This is a genomic window from Streptomyces solicamelliae (assembly GCF_045348655.1).
GTDB lineage: Bacteria > Actinomycetota > Actinomycetes > Streptomycetales > Streptomycetaceae > Streptomyces > Streptomyces solicamelliae.
The window spans coordinates 4,873,251-4,894,668 of record NZ_CP160404.1 but is presented as its reverse complement, the minus strand read 5'-3'; the positions used below and the strand labels follow the sequence as shown (position 1 = coordinate 4,894,668).

At 69.3% G+C, this 21,418-nt stretch carries 20 protein-coding genes and 1 tRNA gene; 3 read left to right on the top strand and 18 right to left on the bottom strand.

The window, feature by feature from the left end; translation table 11 throughout:
- Positions 1-159: 159 nt before the first annotated feature.
- From rho to ABZO31_RS22920, 7 genes are all read right to left on the bottom strand, one after another.
- Positions 160-2,118: a transcription termination factor Rho gene (gene rho / locus ABZO31_RS22950; protein WP_406863141.1), complete on the bottom strand. Its 1,959-nt coding sequence runs from the start codon at positions 2,116-2,118 to the stop codon at positions 160-162.
- Positions 2,119-2,560: 442 nt separating this feature from the next.
- A complete protein-coding gene (gene thrB / locus ABZO31_RS22945) occupies positions 2,561-3,478 on the bottom strand; it encodes a homoserine kinase (RefSeq protein WP_406863140.1) in 918 nt (305 codons plus the stop codon).
- 329 nt (positions 3,479-3,807) lie between these two features.
- Positions 3,808-4,878, bottom strand: a complete 1,071-nt coding sequence (gene thrC, locus ABZO31_RS22940) for a threonine synthase (protein ID WP_406863139.1) — start codon at positions 4,876-4,878, stop codon at positions 3,808-3,810.
- A 6-nt stretch (positions 4,879-4,884) separates the two neighbouring features.
- Positions 4,885-6,177 carry a homoserine dehydrogenase gene (locus ABZO31_RS22935; RefSeq protein ID WP_406863138.1) on the bottom strand — a complete coding sequence of 431 codons (1,293 nt, stop codon included), beginning with the start codon at positions 6,175-6,177 and terminating at the stop codon, positions 4,885-4,887.
- 105 nt (positions 6,178-6,282) lie between these two features.
- A complete protein-coding gene (gene lysA, locus ABZO31_RS22930) occupies positions 6,283-7,674 on the bottom strand; it encodes a diaminopimelate decarboxylase (RefSeq protein ID WP_406863137.1) in 1,392 nt (463 codons plus the stop codon).
- A gap of 11 nt (positions 7,675-7,685) precedes the next feature.
- Positions 7,686-8,729 (bottom strand): ArgS-related anticodon-binding protein NrtL, encoded by a 1,044-nt coding sequence (gene nrtL, locus ABZO31_RS22925; protein ID WP_406863136.1) that lies wholly within the window; start codon positions 8,727-8,729, stop codon positions 7,686-7,688.
- 105 nt (positions 8,730-8,834) lie between these two features.
- A complete protein-coding gene (locus tag ABZO31_RS22920) occupies positions 8,835-9,287 on the bottom strand; it encodes a response regulator (RefSeq protein ID WP_406865443.1) in 453 nt (150 codons plus the stop codon).
- Positions 9,288-9,457: 170 nt separating this feature from the next.
- On the opposite strand from ABZO31_RS22920, the gene ABZO31_RS22915 reads away from it, so the two are divergent.
- Positions 9,458-9,529, top strand: a tRNA-Arg gene (locus ABZO31_RS22915).
- A gap of 214 nt (positions 9,530-9,743) precedes the next feature.
- Here the strand turns inward: ABZO31_RS22915 and ABZO31_RS22910 are convergent.
- The 10 genes from ABZO31_RS22910 to ABZO31_RS22865 form a co-directional block, all read right to left on the bottom strand.
- Positions 9,744-11,117: a tyrosine-type recombinase/integrase gene (locus ABZO31_RS22910; RefSeq protein ID WP_406863135.1), complete on the bottom strand. Its 1,374-nt coding sequence runs from the start codon at positions 11,115-11,117 to the stop codon at positions 9,744-9,746.
- On the bottom strand, positions 11,114-11,299 hold the full coding sequence (locus ABZO31_RS22905; RefSeq protein ID WP_406863134.1) for a helix-turn-helix transcriptional regulator: 186 nt from the start codon (positions 11,297-11,299) through the stop codon (positions 11,114-11,116). The genes ABZO31_RS22910 and ABZO31_RS22905 overlap by 4 nt, the downstream gene beginning before the upstream one ends.
- Positions 11,296-12,777 carry a replication initiator gene (locus ABZO31_RS22900; RefSeq protein WP_406865442.1) on the bottom strand — a complete coding sequence of 494 codons (1,482 nt, stop codon included), beginning with the start codon at positions 12,775-12,777 and terminating at the stop codon, positions 11,296-11,298. The genes ABZO31_RS22905 and ABZO31_RS22900 overlap by 4 nt, the downstream gene beginning before the upstream one ends.
- A 5-nt stretch (positions 12,778-12,782) precedes the next feature.
- Positions 12,783-12,965: a hypothetical protein gene (locus ABZO31_RS22895; protein WP_406863133.1), complete on the bottom strand. Its 183-nt coding sequence runs from the start codon at positions 12,963-12,965 to the stop codon at positions 12,783-12,785.
- Between the two features lie 90 nt (positions 12,966-13,055).
- Complete coding sequence (locus ABZO31_RS22890; RefSeq protein ID WP_406865440.1) at positions 13,056-13,604, bottom strand: GGDEF domain-containing protein; 549 nt, start codon at positions 13,602-13,604, stop codon at positions 13,056-13,058.
- Between the two features lie 5 nt (positions 13,605-13,609).
- Positions 13,610-13,912, bottom strand: a complete 303-nt coding sequence (locus ABZO31_RS22885) for a hypothetical protein (RefSeq protein WP_365346110.1) — start codon at positions 13,910-13,912, stop codon at positions 13,610-13,612.
- 13 nt (positions 13,913-13,925) lie between these two features.
- Positions 13,926-14,111: a mobile element transfer protein gene (locus ABZO31_RS22880; protein ID WP_365346112.1), complete on the bottom strand. Its 186-nt coding sequence runs from the start codon at positions 14,109-14,111 to the stop codon at positions 13,926-13,928.
- A 19-nt stretch (positions 14,112-14,130) separates the two neighbouring features.
- A complete protein-coding gene (locus tag ABZO31_RS22875) occupies positions 14,131-14,802 on the bottom strand; it encodes a DUF2637 domain-containing protein (RefSeq protein ID WP_406863132.1) in 672 nt (223 codons plus the stop codon).
- 27 nt (positions 14,803-14,829) lie between these two features.
- Entirely contained in the window at positions 14,830-16,179 is a 1,350-nt protein-coding gene (locus tag ABZO31_RS22870; RefSeq protein ID WP_406863131.1) for an FtsK/SpoIIIE domain-containing protein, read from the bottom strand.
- A 2-nt stretch (positions 16,180-16,181) separates the two neighbouring features.
- Positions 16,182-16,514 carry a hypothetical protein gene (locus ABZO31_RS22865; protein ID WP_365346116.1) on the bottom strand — a complete coding sequence of 111 codons (333 nt, stop codon included), beginning with the start codon at positions 16,512-16,514 and terminating at the stop codon, positions 16,182-16,184.
- A 167-nt stretch (positions 16,515-16,681) separates the two neighbouring features.
- Here ABZO31_RS22865 and ABZO31_RS22860 point away from each other — a divergent pair, with 167 nt between their 5' ends.
- Both ABZO31_RS22860 and ABZO31_RS22855 read left to right on the top strand, forming a co-directional pair.
- Entirely contained in the window at positions 16,682-17,518 is an 837-nt protein-coding gene (locus ABZO31_RS22860; RefSeq protein ID WP_406863130.1) for a sigma-70 family RNA polymerase sigma factor, read from the top strand.
- 1 nt (position 17,519) lies between these two features.
- The gene (locus ABZO31_RS22855; protein WP_406863129.1) at positions 17,520-18,332 is read left to right on the top strand and encodes a protein phosphatase 2C domain-containing protein; all 813 of its coding nucleotides are present in this window, start codon (positions 17,520-17,522) and stop codon (positions 18,330-18,332) included.
- 636 nt (positions 18,333-18,968) lie between these two features.
- Here the strand turns inward: ABZO31_RS22855 and ABZO31_RS22850 are convergent.
- Positions 18,969-21,413, bottom strand: a complete 2,445-nt coding sequence (locus tag ABZO31_RS22850) for a S8 family peptidase (protein ID WP_406863128.1) — start codon at positions 21,411-21,413, stop codon at positions 18,969-18,971.
- Positions 21,414-21,418: the final 5 nt, after the last annotated feature.

Here is a 21,418-nt window from a genome sequence, read left to right as displayed (position 1 = left end):
CCCACTGCCGACCCCACTGCGTCAGGGCATGACGAAGTACTGCCTCATGGGCACATCCGGAAATGTGTTCCCCCCCACGTGCGACCGGCCGATCGTACAACGCGAAACCGCCCCCGTCACCGAGGTGACGGGGGCGGTCGGCGCGCTGCTGACGGAACGTCAGTCGTTGTTGCCGGACGACGGGGTCGTCTTCTGGATCTGCAGCAGGAACTCGGCGTTCGACTTCGTCTGCTTCATCTTGTCGAGCAGCAGCTCGATCGCCTGCTGCTGGTCGAGCGCGTGCAGCACCCGGCGCAGCTTCCAGACGATGGCGAGCTCCTCGCTGCCGAGCAGGATCTCCTCCTTGCGCGTACCCGAGGCGTCCACGTCGACGGCCGGGAAGATGCGCTTGTCGGCGAGCTTCCGGTCGAGCTTGAGCTCCATGTTGCCGGTGCCCTTGAACTCCTCGAAGATCACCTCGTCCATGCGCGAGCCGGTGTCGACCAGCGCGGTGGCCAGGATGGTCAGCGAGCCGCCGTCCTCGATGTTGCGCGCGGCACCGAAGAAGCGCTTCGGCGGGTACAGCGCGGTCGAGTCGACACCACCGGACAGGATGCGGCCGGAGGCGGGCGCCGCGAGGTTGTACGCGCGGCCCAGACGGGTGATCGAGTCGAGCAGGACGACCACGTCGTGACCCAGCTCCACGAGGCGCTTGGCGCGCTCGATGGCCAGCTCGGCGACCGTGGTGTGGTCCTCGGCCGGACGGTCGAAGGTCGAGGAGATGACCTCGCCCTTGACCGACCGCTGCATGTCGGTGACCTCTTCCGGACGCTCGTCGACCAGGACGACCATCAGGTGGCACTCGGGGTTGTTGTGGGTGATCGCGTTGGCGATCGCCTGCATGATCATGGTCTTGCCGGTCTTCGGCGGGGCCACGATCAGACCACGCTGGCCCTTGCCGATCGGCGACACGAGGTCGATGATCCGCGTGGTCAGCACGCCCGGGTCGGTCTCCAGACGGAGCCGGTCCTGCGGGTAGAGCGGGGTCAGCTTGTTGAACTCGGGGCGGCCGCGGCCGGAGTCCGGCGCCATGCCGTTGACCGAGTCCAGGCGGACCAGCGCGTTGAACTTCTCCCGGCGCTCACCCTCCTTCGGCTGACGGACCGCACCGGTGATGTGGTCGCCCTTGCGCAGACCGCTCTTGCGGACCTGGGCGAGGGAGACGTACACGTCGTTCGGGCCGGGCAGGTAGCCGGAGGTCCGGATGAACGCGTAGTTGTCGAGGATGTCCAGGATGCCCGCGACGGGGATCAGGACGTCGTCCTCGGAGACCTGCGGCTCGCCGGCCGCGAAGTCGTCACGGCCACGACGGCCCCGACGGTCGCGGTAACGGCCCCGACGGCCCCGGCGGCCGCCCTCGTCGTCGAAGTCGTCCTGCGGGCCGGTGTTCTGCTGCTGGCCGCCCTGACGCTGCTGGCGCTGGCCGCCCTGGCCACCGCCCTGCTGCTCGTCGCCCTTGCCGCGCTCGCGGCGGTCGCGCTGCCGGTCACGGCGGTCGCGGCGGCCACGGCCCTCGGCGCCCTCGACGGCGGCCTCGGCCTTGGCGTCCGGCTGCGCCTCCGTACGGGCCTCGGCCTTGGCCTCGGCCTTCGGCTCGGCGCCCTCCGGGGTGCCGGCCGGCGCGGTGGCGCGGCGACGGCGGCGCTCGCCCGCGGGCTGCTCGTCGGCGGACTCCGCGGCGCCGGCGGCCTTGGACGGCTGGCCCGGGATGTCGATCTGCTGCTGAGCGGCCTTCTCGGCGGCCGGCTCGGCGGCGGCCTCGTCACCCGTGCGGGTCTTGGAGGTGGCGCGGCGCTTCGGCTTGGTCTCCGCGGCCTCGGCGGCCTTGGCGGGGGCCTGGCCGCCTCCGGCCTGCGCCTCCTTGATGACCTCGATCAGCTGGCTCTTGCGCATCCGCGCGGTGCCCCTGATGCCGAGGCCGGACGCGACCTGCTGCAGCTCGGCCAGGACCATGCCCTCGAGGCCGGTGCCGGAGCGGCGGCGCCGTGCGGTGGTGCCGGTGGCAGCACCTGCGGCGGGCGCGGCGGCGTCGACACTGCTGTCGGCAGTCACGCCCATCAGATCGGTGGTGTCGCTCACGAAGGGTCCTTCCCTGGAGCGGACGTCGGCCATCTGGCTCGGCGACCGGTTGTGCTGTCCGGCAGCGGTCCTGGCTTGTGGACCGTGTCCGGGGCGGTGGTCCCGCCGGGTAACGGCGGAAAGAGAAACGTGCTGTAAATCCGGCCCGAGCCCCCTGCTCGGCCCTCACAGCGGAAGAGCGAGGGGTGTCGTGCCGGTTCCGGAGCGTGCTCGAAACTGCTCAGGCAGGCTGCTCAGGCAGTTGGGGAGGCTCCCGGAAGAGTGGGTGGTCCCTGATGGGGACACTCCGCACCGCGCCACAAAGGCGTCGGGTGCAGACTTGAGGTTAACACTACCGGCTCCAACAAACATTCCCCCTCTCCCTCACCGGCAATCTCGGATTCCGCAAAAGCGCCGGTCGGAGCGGCCGCCCGATGGCCGCTCACGACGCGGAGCGCGGACTCTACGGAGCGAGCGGCAGGACGCTCGCCCCCGAGGTGTCGAGGGCCAGTCGATTCGCCGCCCAGCCGTCGCCCGCGAGACCTTCGACCTTGTCGGCCGTACCGGCGTCGGCCAGCGCGAGCACGGTGGGGCCGGCACCGGAGATGACGGCGGGCACGCCGTCCGCGCGCAGCCGGTTGACCAGCGCGAGGCTCTCCGGCATGGCGGGAGCGCGGTACTCCTGGTGCAGCCGGTCCTCGGTGGCGGCGAGCAGCAGCTCGGGGCGGCGGGTGAGCGCCTCGACGAGGAGCGCGGCGCGTCCGGCGTTGGCCGCGGCGTCCACGTGCGGGACGGTGCGCGGCAGCAGGCCGCGGGCGGTCTCGGTCAGTACGGGATTCCCCGGCACGAAGACCACCGGAACGACGGAACCGGCGGGCTCCATCCTGATCGCCCGCGCGGCGCCGGACTCGGTCCAGGCGAGCGTGAAGCCGCCGAGCAGACAGGCGGCCACGTTGTCGGGGTGCCCCTCGATCTCGGTGGCGAGTTCGAGCAGGGCGGCGTCGTCGAGCCGGGCGTCCCCGCCTATGGTCACGGCGCGGGCGGCGACGATGCCGGCGCAGATGGCGGCGGAGGAGGAGCCGAGGCCGCGGCCGTGCGGGATGCGGTTGGCGCAGACGACCTCGAGGCCGCGGGGCTGGCCGCCGAGCAGGTCGAAGGCCGTGCGCAGGGAGCGTACGAGCAGGTGGCTCTCGTCGCGGGGGAGCGTCTCGGCGCCCTCTCCGGCGATGTCGATGTGCAGACCGGAATCGGCGACCCGGACGACGACGTCGTCGTAGAGGCCCAGCGACAGGCCGAGGGCGTCGAAGCCCGGCCCGAGATTGGCGCTGGTGGCGGGAACGCGCACCCGGACGGCGGCGGCGCGGAAGGCGGGACCGGCCATCGGTCGACGACTCTCCTTGACTTGCGACTACGGGGTGTTCAAGAGAAGTACGGGTTTTCGAAGACGTACGTGAAACCCGGGGGCCGCGCCGGGTGGGGGTGACGACGGCGACAACACCGCGCAGATGCAGCGGGGCGGGTTCGGTACAGCCTATCGAAGGAAGGTTCTGTGGCGACATAGGGCGCACAGGAGGCGCACGATGCGTGTCGCGAGCCTTCCTGTGCGCCTATGTACGTTCCTGGTCGGGTTTGGAGGCCCGTCAGGGACAGAGTCTGGCACGGGACTTGCGCCCTCGGGGCGGACGCCCGGCGCAGACCCGACCGGTGGCTTTACGCCAGTCCGAGCCGCTCGGCGGCCGTGGCGGCGTCCACCGGGACGGTGACCGGCTGCGGCGCGCCGGCGACGGCCCAGTCCGGGTCCTTCAGACCGTTGCCGGTGACCGTGCAGACGATCCGCTGGCCCGGGTCGACCTTGCCCTGCTCGGCGGCCTTCAGCAGACCGGCCACGGACGCGGCCGAGGCGGGCTCCACGAAGACGCCCTCCTGCGAGGCCAACAGGCGGTAGGCGCGCAGGATCTCACGGTCCGTCACCTCGTCGATGAAGCCGCCGGACTCGTCGCGCGCGGCGATCGCGTAGTCCCAGGAGGCCGGGTTGCCGATCCGGATCGCGGTGGCGATGGTCGACGGGTCCTTGACGACCTCGCCGCGCACCAGCGGCGCCGAGCCGGAGGCCTGGAAGCCCCACATGCGCGGGGTCCGGGCCGCGAGACCGTCGGCCGCGTACTCCTTGTACCCCCGCCAGTAGGCGGTGATGTTGCCCGCGTTGCCGACCGGCAGGACGTGGATGTCGGGAGCGTCGCCCAGCATGTCCACGATCTCGAAGGCGGCGGTCTTCTGCCCCTCGATACGGACCGGGTTCACGGAATTGACCAGCGCGACGGGGTAGTTGTCGGACAGCGCGCGGGCCAGGTCCAGACAGTCGTCGAAGTTGCCGTCGACCTGGAGGATCTTCGCGCCGTGCACGAGGGCCTGGCCCATCTTGCCGAGCGCGATCTTGCCCTGCGGCACGAGCACCGCGGACACCATGCCGGCGCGCACCGCGTACGCGGCGGCGGAGGCGGAGGTGTTGCCGGTGGAGGCGCAGATGACCGCCTGGGCGCCCTCCTCCTTGGCCTTGGAGATGGCCATGGTCATGCCTCGGTCCTTGAACGAACCGGTGGGGTTGGCGCCCTCGACCTTGAGGTGCACCTCGCAGCCCGTGCGCTCGGAGAGGACCTGCGCGGGAACGAGCGGCGTACCGCCCTCACGGAGCGTGACGACGGGCGTGGTGTCCGTGACCGGAAGACGGTCCCGGTACTCCTCGATGATGCCGCGCCACTGGTGGGTGCCCTTGGTGGTCATGGGTCCTTACTCCCCTTCAACACGCATGATGCTGGCGACACCGCGCACGGTGTCGAGCTTGCGCAGCGCCTCGACGGTCCCGGAGAGGGCGGCGTCGGGCGCGCGGTGGGTCACGACGACGAGACTGGCCTCGCCGTCCTTCCCCTGCTGACGGACGGTGTCGATCGACACCCCGTGCTCGGCGAAGACCGTCGCGACCTGGGCGAGGACACCCGGCTTGTCGGCCACGTCGAGACTGATGTGGTACCGCGTCACGACCTCGCCCATGGGGCTCACGGGCAGCTGCGTGTACGCGGACTCGCCGGGGCCCGTCGCCTCGTTGAGACGGTTGCGGCAGACGGCGACGAGGTCGCCGAGTACGGCCGACGCGGTCGGCGAACCGCCGGCGCCCGGACCGTAGAACATGAGCCGCCCGGCCGCCTCCGCCTCGACGAAGACGGCGTTGTACGCCTCGCGGACGGAGGCCAGCGGGTGGCTGAGCGGGATCATCGCGGGGTGCACGCGCGCGGTGACGGACTCGCCGTCGGCGGCCCGCTCGCAGATCGCGAGCAGCTTGATGGTGCAGCCCATGCGCTTGGCGGAGGCGAAGTCGGCGGCGGTGACCTCGGTCATGCCCTCGCGGTACACGTCGTCGAGACGGACCCGGGTGTGGAAGGCGATGCCGGCCAGGATCGCGGCCTTGGCGGCGGCGTCGTAGCCCTCGACGTCGGCGGTCGGGTCGGCCTCGGCGTACCCGAGCGCGGTGGCCTCGTCCAGGGCCTCCTGGTAGCCGGCGCCGGTGGTGTCCATCTTGTCGAGGATGAAGTTCGTCGTGCCGTTGACGATGCCCATCACCCGGTTGATCTTGTCGCCGGCGAGGGACTCGCGCAGCGGCCGGATCAGCGGGATCGCGCCGGCGACGGCGGCCTCGTAGTAGAGGTCCTTGCCGTGCTCCTCGGCGGCCGCGTACAGCCCCGCGCCGTCCTGGGCGAGCAGCGCCTTGTTCGCGGAGACGACGGAGGCGCCGTGCTCGAAGGCGGTCCTGATGAGGGTGCGGGCCGGCTCGACCCCGCCGATGACCTCGACGACGACGTCGATGTCGCCCCGTTTGACCAGGGCGGTCGCGTCGGTGGTGATGAGCTCCGCGGCGATGCCCTCGCGGACCTTGTCGGGACGGCGCACGGCCACGCCGGCGAGCTCGACCGGCGCGCCGATGCGCGCCGCGAGGTCGTCGGCGTGCGTCGTCATGATGCGCGCCACCTCTGAGCCGACCACACCACAGCCCAGCAGCGCCACCTTCAGCGGACGCGTACGCATCATCCGACCTCGTTTCTCGTACTACTTCGTATCTCTACGGTGAGGACCAGTCTCACTCACCGGACGGCGCTTTCTGCCCTCCGTCCGGATCCTGAGACATCTATTTCATCACCCGACATCGAGACGCAGGAGATCCTCCTCCGTCTCGCGGCGGACGATCACCCGGGCCTCGCCGTCGCGGACGGCGACGACCGGCGGGCGAAGCGCGTGGTTGTAGTTGTTGGCCATGGAGCGGCAGTACGCCCCGGTCGCGGGCACGGCGAGCAGGTCGCCGGGAGCGATGTCGGCCGGCAGGAAGGCGTCCCGTACGACGATGTCGCCGCTCTCGCAGTGCTTGCCGACGACGCGGGAGAGCATGGGCTCCGCCTCGGAGGTGCGGGAGGCGAGGGAGACCGAGTACTCGGCGTCGTACAGCGCGGTGCGGATGTTGTCCGACATGCCGCCGTCGACGGAGACGTACGTGCGCAGCCCTTCGAGGGGCTTGACGGTGCCGACCTGGTAGAGGGTGAAGGCGGTCGGCCCGACGATGGCGCGCCCGGGCTCGACGGAGATCCGGGGCGTGGCCAGCCCGGCGGCCTCGCACTCCCGGCTGACGATCTCGTTGAGCGCCTTGGCGATGTGGTGGGGCTCGCGGGGGTCGTCGGCGGAGGTGTACGCGATGCCGAGGCCGCCGCCGAGGTCGATCTCGGGCAGCTCGATGCCGTGCTCGTCGCGGACCTCGGCGAGCAGCTGGACGACGCGGCGCGCGGACACCTCGAAGCCGGCCATGTCGAAGATCTGGGACCCGATGTGGGAGTGGATCCCGATGAGCTCGAGCCCGTCGAGCCGCAGGGCCCTGCGCACGGCCTCGGCGGCCTGGCCGCCGGCGAGCGCGATGCCGAACTTCTGGTCCTCGTGGGCGGTGGCGATGAACTCGTGGGTGTGCGCCTCGACGCCGACGGTGACGCGGATCTGCACGCGCTGCCGCTTGCCGAGGGACTGGGCGATGTGGGCGACGCGCACGATCTCCTGGAAGGAGTCGAGCACGATCCGGCCGACGCCGACCTCGACGGCCCGCCGGATCTCGTCCTCGGACTTGTTGTTGCCGTGGAAGGCGATGCGCTCGGCGGGCATGCCGGCGGAGAGCGCGGTGGCGAGCTCGCCACCGGAGCAGACGTCGAGGTTCAGCCCCTCCTCGTGCAGCCACCGGACGACGGCCCGGGACAGGAAGGCCTTCCCGGCGTAGAAGACGTCGGCGTCGCTGCCGAACGCCTCGACCCAGGCGCGGCAGCGGGCCCGGAAGTCGGCCTCGTCGACGATGTACGCGGGAGTCCCGACCTGCTCGGCAAGCTGCCCGACGCTCAGCCCGCCCACGGTGATCTGCCCGTCCTGACCGCGCTGGACGGTGCGGGCCCAGACCTTGGCGTCGAGGTGGTTGAGGTCGGCCGGCGGGCCGGCGTAGTGCCCTTCGGGGAGGACGTCGGCGTGGCGGGGCCCGGCGGGGTGGGCGGAACGGCTCATGGCTGCATCTTTCAGATCTGTTCGGGAGCGCTGATGCCGAGCAGGGAGAGGCCACCGGCGAGCACCGTCCCGGCGGCTTCGGCGAGCGCGAGCCGGGAGCGGTGGGCGGCCGAGGGTTTCTCGTCGCCGAGCGGCAGCACGGTGTGCTGGAAAGCGAGCAGCGCGTCGGCGGTGGCTTCGAGGTGCCGGGCGACCCGGTCGGGCGCGTGGAGGCGGGCTGCGGAGGCGAGGACGGCGGGGTGGTCGCGGAGCAGGGCGGTCAGCGCGGGTGCGTCGACGGCCTGCAGCGGCTCGCTCGCGAAGCCCAGTTGCTCGGCGTTGCGGAGCAGGGCGCGGGTACGGGAGTACGCGTACCGCACCCGGAAGAGGGGGTTGCCCTCGTGCTGGTGGAGCAGCTCGTCGGTGAGCCTGGCGTGGTCGTGCGCGGCGGCGGAGAGCAGTCCCCAGCGGGCGGCGTCGACGCCGAAGCGCGTATGGAGCTCTCGGGCGGTGCGGGGGACCGGCAGGGGGGCGATGTCGGTCGCGAGCAGACCGCGGGCGTGGGCGGCGGGGGCGGACACCCCGAGCAGGGCCCACTCGTCGTCGGCGGCGTCCTCGCAGGCGGTACGGAGGCGCACGCCCTGGAAGAGCAGCAGCCGCCGGACGGCGTCGCCGGTGACGGCGGCGCGGACGTCGGAGCGGTGACAGGGCTGGGCGATCTCGCCGGTGTCGGGCCGACGCCCGTACCTGAGCCCGTCCCGCAGGACGACCCGTACGAGGTCCTGCTGGGTGTCGGCGCGCAGGCTGAAATTGAGGAACCCGGGCCCGGTGATGTCGACGCGGTCGAGGTGGGGGTGCGGGAGGAGCCGCTCGATGAGCAGCTGGGCGACCTGGCGGGGCGTCGTGTCGGCGGCGCGGGCGAGCACGAGCGCGACGTTGCTGGCGTAGTCCCCGCAGCCGCCGGGCCGGGGCCGCTCGACCCGTACGGTCTCGGGCACGTCGACGGACAGCACACCCTCGTCGACCGCACGGCGCACGGCGTGCTGCACGGTGAGGGAGAGGTCCGCGGGGGTCACGGGACAAGCGTATGGGAGGAGGGGGGTGGGAATGCGAACGGGTTTCGCGATGCGGGCAGCGGGCAGGGCCGGACGGACGCAGGAGGCCAACTCACCACCCGGCGGTCACTGCCAAGGAGTACCGCTCCGCCCGGCCCCGTGTCTGCTGCCGTCGACGGACGGCGGCCCCTCCGGTTCCCGTGGCGGCCTGCGCCCGCCGTGCACGAGCCGGCGCACGACGCGCACGAGCTCGGCGGGCTCGAAGGGCTTGGCGAGGAACGCGTCGACACCGGCGGTGAGCCCGCTCTCGACCTCGTACGGGGTGCAGGCGCTGATGATCGCGAGAGGCAGCCCGCTGGTCTGCGGATCGTCCCGCAGCCGCGCGGCGGTGCGCAGCCCGTCGAGCCGCGGCATGACGACGTCAAGAGTGACGACATCAGGACAGACCTGATGCACGACATCCAGACACTCGGCACCATCGGCCGCGGTCACCACCTCGAACCCCTCGAGCTCGAGATTGACCCTGATCAACTGACGGATCACCCGGTTGTCATCGACAACGAGCACTCGCCCGGACACGCCTGACACAACTCGAGAGTAGGCGTCCGGTCACGGCTGCGTCCCGGTTTTCCCCACTTCCGACCCGTGCGGGGGAACGGGCCGGTGGTGACCCACCGGAAATACCTGTTCACGGCCACCCCTCCGAAGCTGGTAGTGTTCAACCCGTCGCCGCCGAGAGCAGCGACAACGCCCCCGTAGCTCAGGGGATAGAGCAACGGCCTCCGGAGCCGTGTGCGCAGGTTCGAATCCTGCCGGGGGCACTTCGCAGGAAGTGCCTAAAGACCCCGCCATCAGCGAGAACGCTGAGGACGGGGTCTTGTTGTATGCGCAGGCGTGTGCCGCCCTGAGCCGCCGTATGTCGAGGTCTGTGGACGAGCCGTGGACGGGACGTTGAGGCAATGCCCCAGGTGGAGACGGCACAACGACAAGGCCCCCAGGCGCAATGCCCAGGGGCCTTGAACGGTTCAGGTGCCGTCACTCGTACTCGCGGAGCAGGTCCTCGATGCGCCGGTTGGCGACGTCCTGGCGCCCGTCGAGGCACTTGGCGTACCGGGTCAACAGGACCTCGACGCTGTTGCCGGCACGCTCTGCCACCTCAGTCGGGTCGACGCCCGCGTTGAGCCACGTCGATAGCGCCGAGTGCCGAAGGTCGTACGGCCGACTCGCGAGGGGCGAGGCCGCGACCGCCGGCGGAAGCGCGAGGAGCCGGGCTTCCTGCCACACGCGGTAGTAGGTCGAGGACGGGACGACCGCGCCCTTCTCACTGAAGAACAGCCGCCCGTCGTCCGCCGTGCCGAAGGTGGCCAGGTGCTCGCGGAGCATGGCGACGAGGTGCGGCGGGATGGGCACCCGCCGGACGTCCTCGGTCGGTCGGTTCTTCAGCCCGCGGTCGTCGTGGGTCTCCCCCGAGTCGGTCCACTGCTTGCCGGCTGACGGGCGAGTCCGATGAAGAAGTGCTGAGCCCCAGCCGTGCTCGGGCAGCACGAGGTCCGTCTCGACCAGACCGACGGCTTCGGCTGGACGAAGGCCACCGAAGTACATCGCCGCGAAGAGGCCGACGAGCCGACGGCCACGGGCACGCCGGTACCCGCCGACGTAGGAGACGGCCGCCAGGAGATTGCGTGCCTGCTCGGGGTTGGCGACCACGCGAGGGTCGACCTGGTTGGATACCTTCGGCTTCTGCCAGCGAACGGCCGTGATCGGGTTTTCCCGCAGCTCCCCCAAGTCCACTGCATAGTTCGCTGCATTTACCAGGGTCCGACGCTTACGCCGCACGGTTTCTGCGGCTGCCGCCGTGCCGTCGAGCTTGAGTTTCAGCGAGTCGAGCACTGCACGAGCCGTCGCGGGTTCTGCGAGATCAGCGAGCGGCCGGGACGCCTTGGCAACCCAATGAAGGACGTTGCTTACGTCGTCTGGCACCTCTCGCTCAGCAGGTCCGGGAAGCACGAAAGCCCAGTTCCGCAACGCTCGACGGATCGACTCGTCGGCCGGACGCCCGGGGCGGTCGCCAAGGAGTTCCATCGTCACGCTGGTGAGAGATTCGTTGATGCCGTCACGCGTGTTGGGGGCAGCGTGAGGCCACTTCATCGCAAGGTACTTGAGGGCAAAGTCGTACCAGGAAGCAGCCGACTTTTTCTCCTCCATCGAGGCGGGGAGTCCAGATTCCGTATCGAACTCTTCCCCATCCCGCATCGCTCGCATGAGCTTCGTTCGGTAGTGATCAGCAAGCGCCTTGGTGCGGAAAGAGTCCGAGAAAGCGCGGCCAGCAACAGACCAGCGAACGCCGTATGAAGGTGTTTTGGTGTCGCGCTTTCGGACACTCCAAACCTTCACGTCGAGCGACTTCACGCAGCCGCCTCCAACTGCCGGAGCCACGTGTCGAAGTCGCTTCGCCACACACGAAGCTCCCCGTTGGGCAGTTTGAACGCGGCCGGCCCCTGCCCCAGCTCCCGCCAGCGGTAGAACGTGCGCCGCGAGACTCCTCCCAGCTCGGCAAGGATCTGCCGCGTGGTCATGAGTTCGTCCTTCATGTCAGCGCTCCTTCCAGGTCGAGTTCGGCGCGGAGTTCTCGTGCGATTTCGCGGTTGTGCTGGAGCTCCCGGCGGACGTTGGCAGCGAGCCAGGACTCGCCGGGCGTGGAGCCGTGGCCGGCGTACGCCCAGTGGGCGACGACGAGGACGGTGGCCTCCGGGTGCTCGTCAGGGTCGGGCAGGCCGAGGGCGGTGCGTTGCTGGGCGGCGCGGTAGTCGGCGCGGACCTGGCGGAGTGCGCCGAGGGTGGTGGAGTACTGGCGGGACTTGGTGGAGAAGTGGCCGCGGAAGCCGAGCATGTGCGCCCACCGAGCAAGGTGTCGGTCCGGGTAGAGCGGTTGGAGGTGCACGCATGCGGCCATCAGATGTCGGGCGTGCTGGGGGATCTCCAGGCGGGCCAGGTCTTCGCCCAGTCCGGTGCCCTGGCAGTCGACGCAGCGGGCGAGTGCCGAGCCGGGGCGGTCGTAGCGCGGGGAGCGGCCGGATCCCTGGCAGGTGCGGCAGTGGACTGGGGCATCCGTGGCGCCGGTCGTCTCGGCGGCTTTGGTGGCGTACTTGGCCACGTACGAGGCAACCGCGAGTTCCGTGATCTCGGAGCCGTCGCCAAACGCCTTGACGGGGCGTACGTCGAGCTGCGTGCCCCAGCGCAGGGAGCGGGCCGGTTGGTCACCGGCCGGCGGCACCTCGATGGCGACGCGGGCGGCAGCGGCGCGGATGGCGTCGGTGAGCAGATCGAGGGTGGCCCACGCCGGAGGCGGGGTGTCGGGGCCGTCCGGTCCGTCGAAGCGGAACACGGCGTGGAAGTGCACCGCTCCGCGCTTCTGGTACTCGGCGACCTTGCCGAACGAGACGCGTGACTGTTCCCGAGCCGCTTTCTGCGTCAGCCCGGCGCGACGAGCGATCTCCCGCCGCAGGTAGATCGTGAAGTACCGCCACAGCTCGGAGGCGTGGTTGTTCCAGAGCACCGCCGCCGCGTAGTCGTACGCAGCCGGGTCGAGCGGGGTGCCGAGTTCGGGCGCGTCCTCCTGGTGGTGGACGCCGCAGCGGCAGGGCCGGGTGCCGGGACGGTTGTGAACCGCTCCGAAGGAGGGCGCGGTGAGGGTGGCGAAGACGCGGGGGTGGTCGCGGATCGTGTGCGGGGTGCCCTTGTCCGGGTCACCGACGAGTCCGGCGCGAATGAGGTGATAGGTGTCTCCGGCGTACGTCCATGCGCAGGAGGGGCAGCGCGAGGCACGGCGGTTTCCGCAGGCGACCCGCAGGACGCCGCCGGGCTCGCCCTCGGTGCTGTACGCGTGGAGCACGGTCCGCGTGCTCGGGTCGAGGAGCTTGGTTCCGCCGGCGAGCCGGATGGGGGCGGCGCATCCTCCCGTACGGCGGATCTGTTCGGTGAGGCGGTCGAAGCCGGGGGCCCCGGCCACCCGGAGCAGGTCGCTCAGGGTGGCCGGGTCCAGGCCCGCCAGGGTGGCGGCGTCGGTCAATGCGGTCACTTCCCCATCCGGGCGAAGGCCACGGCGGTGGTGTGACCGAGGCCCCGGCAGGTCGGGCAGTGGACGCGGACGGTGTCTCGGGTGCCGTCGGCGGCCTGAAGGCCCGTGGTGATCGTGACGGTGGCGAAGCCGTCGCAGTCGCGGCAGACGCGCCGGGGCGGGTTGGTCTCGGGCATCATGGGCTGTCCCTTTCGGGTCCGTTGGATCTGGAGGGGTTCAGGCGCCCGGGGCGGCGGAAGTTTGGCGACCGAGGCCGCTCCGGGGGCCGCTCAGCGTGAGTTGCGCCTGCCGTGGCCCTTGGCCGCGTACATCGAGACGTCGGCGGCGGACAGTGCGTCGGTCAGGACGGGGACCTGCAGTTCGTCGCGGTGGCAGTGGCCGACCGATGCCGAGACCGGCAGCGCGATCCCGTGATGCGTGACCGGTTCGTCCAGCGCGGCCCGCAGCGCCTGGAGGCCGGCGGTGTGGGCGGGGTCGGTGATGATGGCCGCGAACTCGTCGCCGCCGAGGCGGGCGGCGATGCCGTGGCGTCCGCACCAGCCGGACAGGCGGCGGGCAGTCGCGGTGAGGACGGTGTCGCCGGCGGCGTGGCCGTGGGTGTCGTTGACGGCCTTGAAGTCGTCCAGGTCGACCAGGAGCACGAGCGCATTCGCGTGCTTCGCCAGGAGGTGATCGGCGCGGGCGGTCCAACCGGCGCGGGTGTGCAGGCCGGTCAAGGGGTCACGGCGGGCGTTGGACAGGCGGCGCAGGAGCAGGCTGCCATGCAGGGCCCAGCCCAGGGCCGGTAAGCCCGCGGCTGCCATCGTGTACGTGTCCACGGTGGTCACCGGCCCTTCTGCATGTCCGTGACGAGCAGGCGCAGCACCACCGCCACCACGGCGACGGACACACCGGCGATCGCGACCGCCAGGAGCAGCGAGACGAGGACCGCGCCGACGACCAGGACCACGGCCCCGCCACCGGCCGCGAGGGCGAGCGCGCTGCCGGGGGTGAGCTGGATCGTCGAGCGTGCCGGGGCGACCGGTGCCGGTGCCGGGGTGGTGGGCACGGGGGCGGCCGACTGGTTCGGGACCGTGTGGTGGACCGGGGTGTAGGTGTCGGGTGCCGGGTACTTCGGGGTGAACACGGGCGTTCTCCTCTCAGGCCTTGCAGCGGTGGGTACGGGCGGCCAGCTCGGCGGCGGCACGAGTGAGGTAGTCGGCGGAGAAGTCGCAGCCGGGCGCGGTGCACACGGCGGTGTGCTTGGTGCGGCCCCGGCCGTCGCGGTGGGTGCCGACCTGTACCGGGCCGAAGCGGGCGACGTTGTAGAAGCGGTTCGGGCGCATCGTTCGGTCTCCTTTCGTCTCAGGCGAGTTGGACTGCGATCGAGTCCGCCAGGGCGGCGGGGACACCGAGGCGGCTTCGGAGGGTCGCCGCGTCGATGGGGGTCCCGGTCTGAGCGCGGTGGGCTTCCGCGAGCTTGCGGGCGTGATCGAGCAGCGCCGGCGGGACGGGCACGGCGGGTACGGATGAGGCAGGCTCCGGCTGGGTGTCCTGCGGCTCGGGCTCAGCAGGCGGCAGCTCGGGCGCCGGTTCCGGAGTGCGCTCGACCGTCACGGCCTGCGTGGGTACGACGTCGGGCTCCTCCTCCTGCACGGGCTCCGCCTTCGGCACCGGAGCGGGTGCGTGGGCGAGGAGCGTGCCGCCGAGGAAGGCCAGGGCCGGCCATCCGGCGACGAGGATGCGCAGCCAGTCCGGGACGTGCTGCATGTCGAGCAGTCCGGCGGTGGCGACGTTGGCACCGAGCGACGCCGTGAGGGCGATGGCGAACCACAGCCACGCGTCACGGTTTCCCGAGTCCGTACGCATGCGGCGCCAGGCGGCGACCAACAGCAGGTCGACGCTCACCGGATAGGCCCACGCCTTCCAGCCGTCCTGCCCCGCTGCGGCAGCCAGGTCGTGCAGGTGGGCGAAGGACAGGGCACCGGCGATGACGGCCTGGACGAGCACGGCGTCGAGGCGGAAGGTGCGGAACACGTGGTCACCTTCTTTCGGGCGGGGACGTCACTGGTCCGTCGTCGGGATCGGCTTGACCAGCGGGACGGGCTCGGCGTCCGTGACCGGGGCGGGCACCGCCGGCCGGTACGGCGCGAGCCGGGGAATGTCCGGGGTGAGGTGTGCGTGCTCGGCGCAGATTCCAGCGGCCTTGGCCGCGCTCAACTCGGGTGTTCGTATGCGGGACCAGCCGCCGGACGAGTCGCCGGCCACCGCGACACCGGGCCGGTCGGGCGGGATCGTCGTCACGGCCACCACGGCGTCCGGGGCGATGTCGCCCAGGCCCATGTCGGCGGTCTGCTTGTCGTTGACGCGGTGCACGACGCGGCCGGTGAGCTGGGCGCGAAGGGTGGTCGCGCCCTTGCCGAGGTCGGCTCCGAACCGCTGGCCGCAGACCTCCAGATACATGCCGGCCGCGCGGGCCATCTGCCCGAGTCGGATCATCTGGGTGACCATCCGGTCCCGGCGTTCCTCGTCCTTCTTGCCCGCGACGAGGAAGAGCTCCGCGACCTCGTCCACCAGGACCACGATGGGCACAGGGCGAATGTCCTCGGGCAGTGCCCAGATGTCGGAGGCTCCGTGCTCGCTGAGCAGGTCGAAGCGGTCCTCCATCTCGCCCACGAGCGCGTCCAGGACCCCGGCTGCTTCCTCGGGCGTGACGGCCAGCGCCGAGAGTCGCGGCGCGTATCCCCGCTGCTCGACGCCCCGCTTGCAGTCGATCCCCACCAGGGCGACCGGGAGCCGTGCGAGTCCGGCGATCAAGTTGCGCTGATACATGGACTTGCCCGACTGGTTGGCACCGAGCGTCAGCGCGTGCGGCACCTTCAGGTAGTCCCGGACGAACGCGGTCCCGTCCTCCCGCAGAGCCACGGGGACCGTCATCGGCCCGGTGGGGACGCGACGAGGCAACTTCACCCGCCGCAGCACGTCGTAGCCCGTCATACGCAGCTCGACGAATCCCGGCTTGATCTCCACCACGTTGACCGAGTGGACGCCCCAGGCGTGCCGCAGACGCTCGGAGGCGGCGACCACGTCAGCGGGCTCCAGCCCGGCAGGGAGGCGGAGCGTGACCCGCATCCCGGTCGAGGAACCCCGTACGCGACGGATCTTCGGCGGCACGGGCTGGACGTCACTGCGGCGGGCGACCGTGCGGACCATGAACGCCCTCAGGCGGGACGGCTGTACCGTCAGCCCGCACACGTCCATCGTGGAGCGGTACGTCATCGTGAACCGCATCTGCGTGACCGGCAGTCCAACCAGCGACCAGAACACGCGCGGAGCGCGGACCTTCGCGAGGCCGAGACCGCCCGCACCGGCCATGGGGAGTCCGACCTCCCAGAGCAGCGACAGGTCAGCCACGGTCAGGCCCCCATCGGCGTCACGGCGACGGCGCGGAACGAGATGCCGTGACGGGTCTGGCCGTTGAACGTGTTCTCCCAGTCCCGCGCCTTGAGGCCGATCACCGAGACGGGCGTTCCGGGTGCCAGGCCCTCGGGGAGCCCGGTCTCCGGGACGGTCACCTGGTAGAGGTTGCCCTCACCCTCGTCGGAGATGAGGAGGCCCACCGTGGACAGCCCGGCACCGGTCTCCCGGTCCATGGCGCGCTCCCCGGTCTGCTTGCTGACGAGCTTGGGCGTCGGAGCGGTGGCGACGAAGACGACTGCGGTCGAAAGGTCGATCTTGAAGGACGGCATGTCCACTCTCCCGGTAAGGGGGGCTTAACACCCCAGGTGTGAAACCCCCACTCCGTTAAGGGGGGGTTACCACCCCAAGATGCACGCGACTGGTGCGAGGTGTCAAGCCCCCCTTAGCATGCTGGGTATGAAGACAGTTCTCCGTCCGGTCCCGCGAGGTGTTCGCCGTGATTGAAGAGGTGCGACGCGTCGCCGCCATGCAAGATCACGCGCTCCGCGTGAAAGCCGCTGTGGACCTGATGGGGGAGCTCCAAGCCGCCGTCGTGGAGACCTCACGAATGCGCAAGGAAAGCATCGCTTGGCTTCGCGACCACGGGCACTCGATGGCCGACGTGGCGAAGCTGATGGGAGTCAGCCGGGCGCGAGTCGCGCAGCTGCGTGACGCCGGCCCCCCGCCGGAGCGAGCGTTCATCGGGACCGGAGCCGTTCAGGTACTCGTGCCCATGCGGCCGGGCGAGCGGGAGTACGTGGCGCTCGAAGACAGCTCCACGGGCCAGAAGCTCTTGGCCTTGGCTCATCAGCTCCAGCTCGAAGGAGACCTGGGGTACATCCCGACGTCGGGCGAGATCGACCTGAACCGCGACGATCTCATCGTGGTCTGCGGCCCCAAGACCTCCCCTGTCACCGCGGCCGCCCTCCAGGCCGACCCCCGTCTCTCATTCGAGACTCTGCCGGACGGTCGTTGGGCCTTGATCGAGCGGGACAGCGGGCAGACGTACACGTCTCCGAGCGATGACCCCGACAGCCCCGCGTCGTCGGATGTCGCGTACTTGGGCCGGCTTCCGAGGCCCGACGGGCAGGGCACGTTCCTGCTGATCGCTGGTGTGCACGCGGTCGGCTCTCTGGGAGTCGCGCACTTCCTCACGGAGCACCTGGCCGACCTGTACCAGCAGGCCGGAACGGCCGAGTTCTCCATGGTCATCGGCTGCGACTACGAGCCGGGGGCTAAGACGATCGCTGACAGCCGCGCGATCAGCGAGCTGCTTCTGCACGAGGTGAACTGACGTGGATTTCGCCCTGTCCAGCACTCCTCGCCCTGGCGGACCCAACGAAGACTTCGCCATCGGCAGCGCCGAGTGTGTCGTGGTGCTGGACGGTGCCGGCATGCCGAAGGATCTGCCCACCGGCTGTGTCCACGGCGTGCCTTGGTACGTCCAGCGGCTGGGCAACTCGCTGCACAGAGAAGCCACCGAGAGCCAGCGGGACTTGGCTCACTGCATGGCGACCGCCATCGAGCAGACAGCGGATCTCCATCGGGACACCTGCAAGGTGGACAGCCCGTTCTCGCCGTCAGCGATGGTCGCGATGCTCCGGGTCCGGAACGAGCAAGCCGAATGGCTGGTACTGGGAGACGGCACTCTCGTCCTCGACGACGGGCAAGAGCCCTCGGTCGTCTCTGATCAACGCTTGAAGGCGGTGGCCAGCGAGAAACGAGCCGCCTTGCGCGCGGCCGAGCCGGGGTCACCTGAAGAACGAGCGGTGCACACCGCGTTGGTCGAGGAAGAGCGGGCACTGCGCAACCGGCAAGGCGGATTCTGGGTAGCCGCTGCCGATCCTGAAGCCGCGGCCGAGGCCCTGACGGGCAGCACCCCGATCGACCACCTGAAACGAGCAGCGCTCCTCACCGACGGCTCGGCCCGGTACGTAGACACCTTCGGGCTTGGCGACTGGGCAGACTTCCTCGACGTCCTGGAGCACCACGGCACAGCCTCACTCATCAGCAAGGTCCGCCAAGCGGAGCTGAGCGACCCCGACCGGAAGCGATCGCCCCGCTCCAAGGGCCATGACGATGCCACGGTGATCTTCGCCCGCTTCTAGCAGCGAGCTGTTACAGGTTTCTCTACCTCATCAAGCACCCGGCTGCGCTACCGCTCCGCCGGGCGGGCTTCCCGGCTCCGCTCCGCGCGACGCTCCTGCCTTCGGCCCGCTCCGCGCGCGCTGCGCCGACGCCCGCCCCTGCAAGACGGGACAGGCCCAAGGGCATGAGTCGATCCCCAACCGGCGCCGCGGTTGCCATCCGCCACCGACATGCCTCCGGCGGGGGCCTCAGGCTCCGGGATGGCGGGAGCCCGTACGCGGGTGCCGACGGTGGAGGGTTGAGGTGGGGACTCCCATCCCGCCTGCCGTCGACCCAGCCAGAGCCGAGCAGACACGGCACCGGGCGTCCAGGTCGTTCGTACAGTGGCGCGCTCCACCTGGACGCCCGGCACCGCGCCCGCTCCACGTACGTGTGGGTCGACGGCAGACGGGATGGGAGTTGGGGGGATGGCTGAGCGCAACGGCGCACACGTGCAGACTCGTTGAGTCGCCAGACATCGAGACATGGCGGTTCCCAGATCCAGCCTGATTCCCTGGAGCCTCGTAGTGCTCTGAGGGGTCTCCCAAGCGCGGCGTTAGGGAGACCCGGGTTGTTCTCGTCGAGTGTGTCGAGCTCACACCGCCACATGAATCACGTTAGCCACGCACCTGGGCTCGTACGCTCGCCTGGGCCTTCATGGTCCGAACCTTCGCGCGCAAGTCTGCGTAGATCGGGGGCAGTTCTTCGCTAACCCAAAACCGGATAGCGACTGCATAAGGCTGCCGATTAGCTGCGAAGTCCCAGCGGTTTATATTCTGTACAGCTAGAACAAGCTCCGAGGAGTTCTCATTGAACCGCTTTAGAGCCGACTTCCACTCGATCCGCCCTACCTGATTGGCACCAGCAGATCTAGCCATACGGCTCGGCCGCAAGGCGAGCTTCTGCTGATCCGAAAGATCTGACAGAGTGTCCAAACGGGTACCCGCTTCTCGCCTGGCCCTCCGTACGTCTTTTTCTTCGGCCAACAGCAGATCAATGGTCGCCTCGGGAGAAACACCCCGCAGCAACTCCCACTGCATATGAGAGCCCAGATAATCCATCCTTCGCGCCCTGACAGGGGGGTCATAACACAGAGAAACCGTGATACCCCGCCTCGCACGCCGCGAAATAAAGAATGCATCGGGCACAGGGATCGTGTACAGGTGCACTGAATCCAGCGCAATTGCTTCCTCAGCGAAGAGTACTGTATCTCGGTCGCCGCTCAGGACACTACGCTGCTCAGAGACTTCACCATACCCTCCCAGCCAGAGAGTATTTGCTTCGCGAACACCTTTGGTCAGACCCTTGACGTCTTGCAGTGGCGACACACGCTCAGTGACCGACTGCAGGACCAGAGATCTGATTAGGTTCGCCGAGGCCTCTGGATACGCTTCCTGCACGATAGCGCAAGCCCGCGCCACTCTCGGAGCGGCAAGGCTTGTACCGACGTCATAAGCTACGAGAGCCGACCCATCAGGGCGCCCATCGGCCACTGCAAGCCGAAAGGCGTCGCTCTGCTGCAGAATGTTCTTATCAATGGAAAGTCCGAGCGTACCCGCCGGGGCGCTGACTTCCGGCTTGATCGCTCCATTGATACCCGGACCAATCCGCGAGAACGGTGAAGGCCATCCGGGCTTACCGATGGCGTGAGTTCCCAGCTCAGCCGAGCGAAGCGCCGGAACAGCGCCTCCGACGGTGATGGCGATCGCCGAAGGGGCGGGGTCGATGAGTCCTACGTCCGGGCTCTCCAGCATGCGCTGGGGGTAGTCTTCGCGGAATTCGGGCCCTATCCTTCCAGAGTACATCGCCGGCGCCATCGTTCCCGTAGGGACAACGAATACGACGCCGAACTTCTTCGCCAAACTGTCCAGGACGGCTGCAAGCACTGGTGCCCGGTCGCCACTGACTGTCGAGTTCTCATCTCCAAGGCTGAGGTTGATTACCTTTACCCCGCGAGCGGCGAGGTAGGCGACGGCCTCAGTGATTTCCGACTGCGGAAGCCGGTTGAATGGGATCTTATTTTCCCCATCAAGAACACGCACTGACAGGATGCGGCACGGTGGATCCGTCCACTCCCCTGATGCCAAATGCTCTTCAATTGGCCCCCGGAGCAGGATGCTGGCAACTGCTGTGCCGTGACCGTTTCGGTCAGCGCCGTCGTTATGAAAGCTGTTGACTGCAGCGGCCTCAGTAACGCAGCCACGCACGAGAGGGTGCTCGGCTTGGATCCCGCTGTCAATGATTCCCACGACGGGGGCGTCGGCTGCCGGCAGAGGAAGTCCGGAGAGTTGTTCAAGGCTGACGTCGCTGGGACTCAGATGTCCGTCCTGCCCAGCAGGAAGCGTTTCAACCTTAGCGACCAAGTCAGTGTTCAATAGCTTGGATATGACCGCAAGGGCTGCAGTTACTCGCATTATCGATACGCCTGCCGCCGCACTCGAGAATGAGTCGTGGACGTCCGCACCGTGGCGACGGAGCGCCGCGCCAATCAAAGACATCCAGCCATCGGCTTTCTGCTGCTCACCTGGGTGCCAAACCTCGACATCCACCGTGAGACTGTCATCCTCGTCTGAGGAGGCGAGCGCGGAAGCCAGCGCGACTCCGAGCCTGTCCTGCCTTCCGTAACGACGCACGCTGACGATATTGTCGAAGAATCCTTCATAGGAGGCGGATTTCTGACCCTTTTGCGGCCCCTGTGAGTACAGATCGAGCCGCCTCACAAATTCCGTCATCTGCGGGTCGTCGCTAAAGGCAACGACCCTGCTCGATTCTCGAGCTTCGATGATACGAAGGCCCGACCGATGCCATTCAGGCTCCTCCGACGGACCGACCGTTTGCGTGCCAATCTCAACTACAAGAATGAGACGAGGGTCAATCCCGAGAGCTGGCTCTGAATTCTCGATCTCATCGAAGATGAAGTCGATATTCTCGTGAATATCTCCACCATGCTTCTCTCGGTCACTGAACTGGCGTACCGCACCGCGCCCGGCGACCTTTCGCCTGGCACCCTCCACGGCAGTTCGATCTATCTCAATATGAGGAAGCGCTGCAGATTCGAACATCGGAA

Coding starts and splice junctions, on each gene's coding strand:
- thrB (WP_406863140.1), bottom strand. CDS start 3,478: ATGGCCGGTCCCGCCTTCCGCGCCGCCGCCGTCCGGGTGCGCGTTCCC.
- thrC (WP_406863139.1), bottom strand. CDS start 4,878: ATGACCACCAAGGGCACCCACCAGTGGCGCGGCATCATCGAGGAGTAC.
- ABZO31_RS22935 (WP_406863138.1), bottom strand. CDS start 6,177: ATGATGCGTACGCGTCCGCTGAAGGTGGCGCTGCTGGGCTGTGGTGTG.
- lysA (WP_406863137.1), bottom strand. CDS start 7,674: ATGAGCCGTTCCGCCCACCCCGCCGGGCCCCGCCACGCCGACGTCCTC.
- ABZO31_RS22905 (WP_406863134.1), bottom strand. CDS start 11,299: ATGAAGGACGAACTCATGACCACGCGGCAGATCCTTGCCGAGCTGGGA.
- ABZO31_RS22895 (WP_406863133.1), bottom strand. CDS start 12,965: ATGATGCCCGAGACCAACCCGCCCCGGCGCGTCTGCCGCGACTGCGAC.
- ABZO31_RS22880 (WP_365346112.1), bottom strand. CDS start 14,111: ATGCGCCCGAACCGCTTCTACAACGTCGCCCGCTTCGGCCCGGTACAG.
- ABZO31_RS22865 (WP_365346116.1), bottom strand. CDS start 16,514: ATGCCGTCCTTCAAGATCGACCTTTCGACCGCAGTCGTCTTCGTCGCC.
- ABZO31_RS22850 (WP_406863128.1), bottom strand. CDS start 21,413: ATGTTCGAATCTGCAGCGCTTCCTCATATTGAGATAGATCGAACTGCC.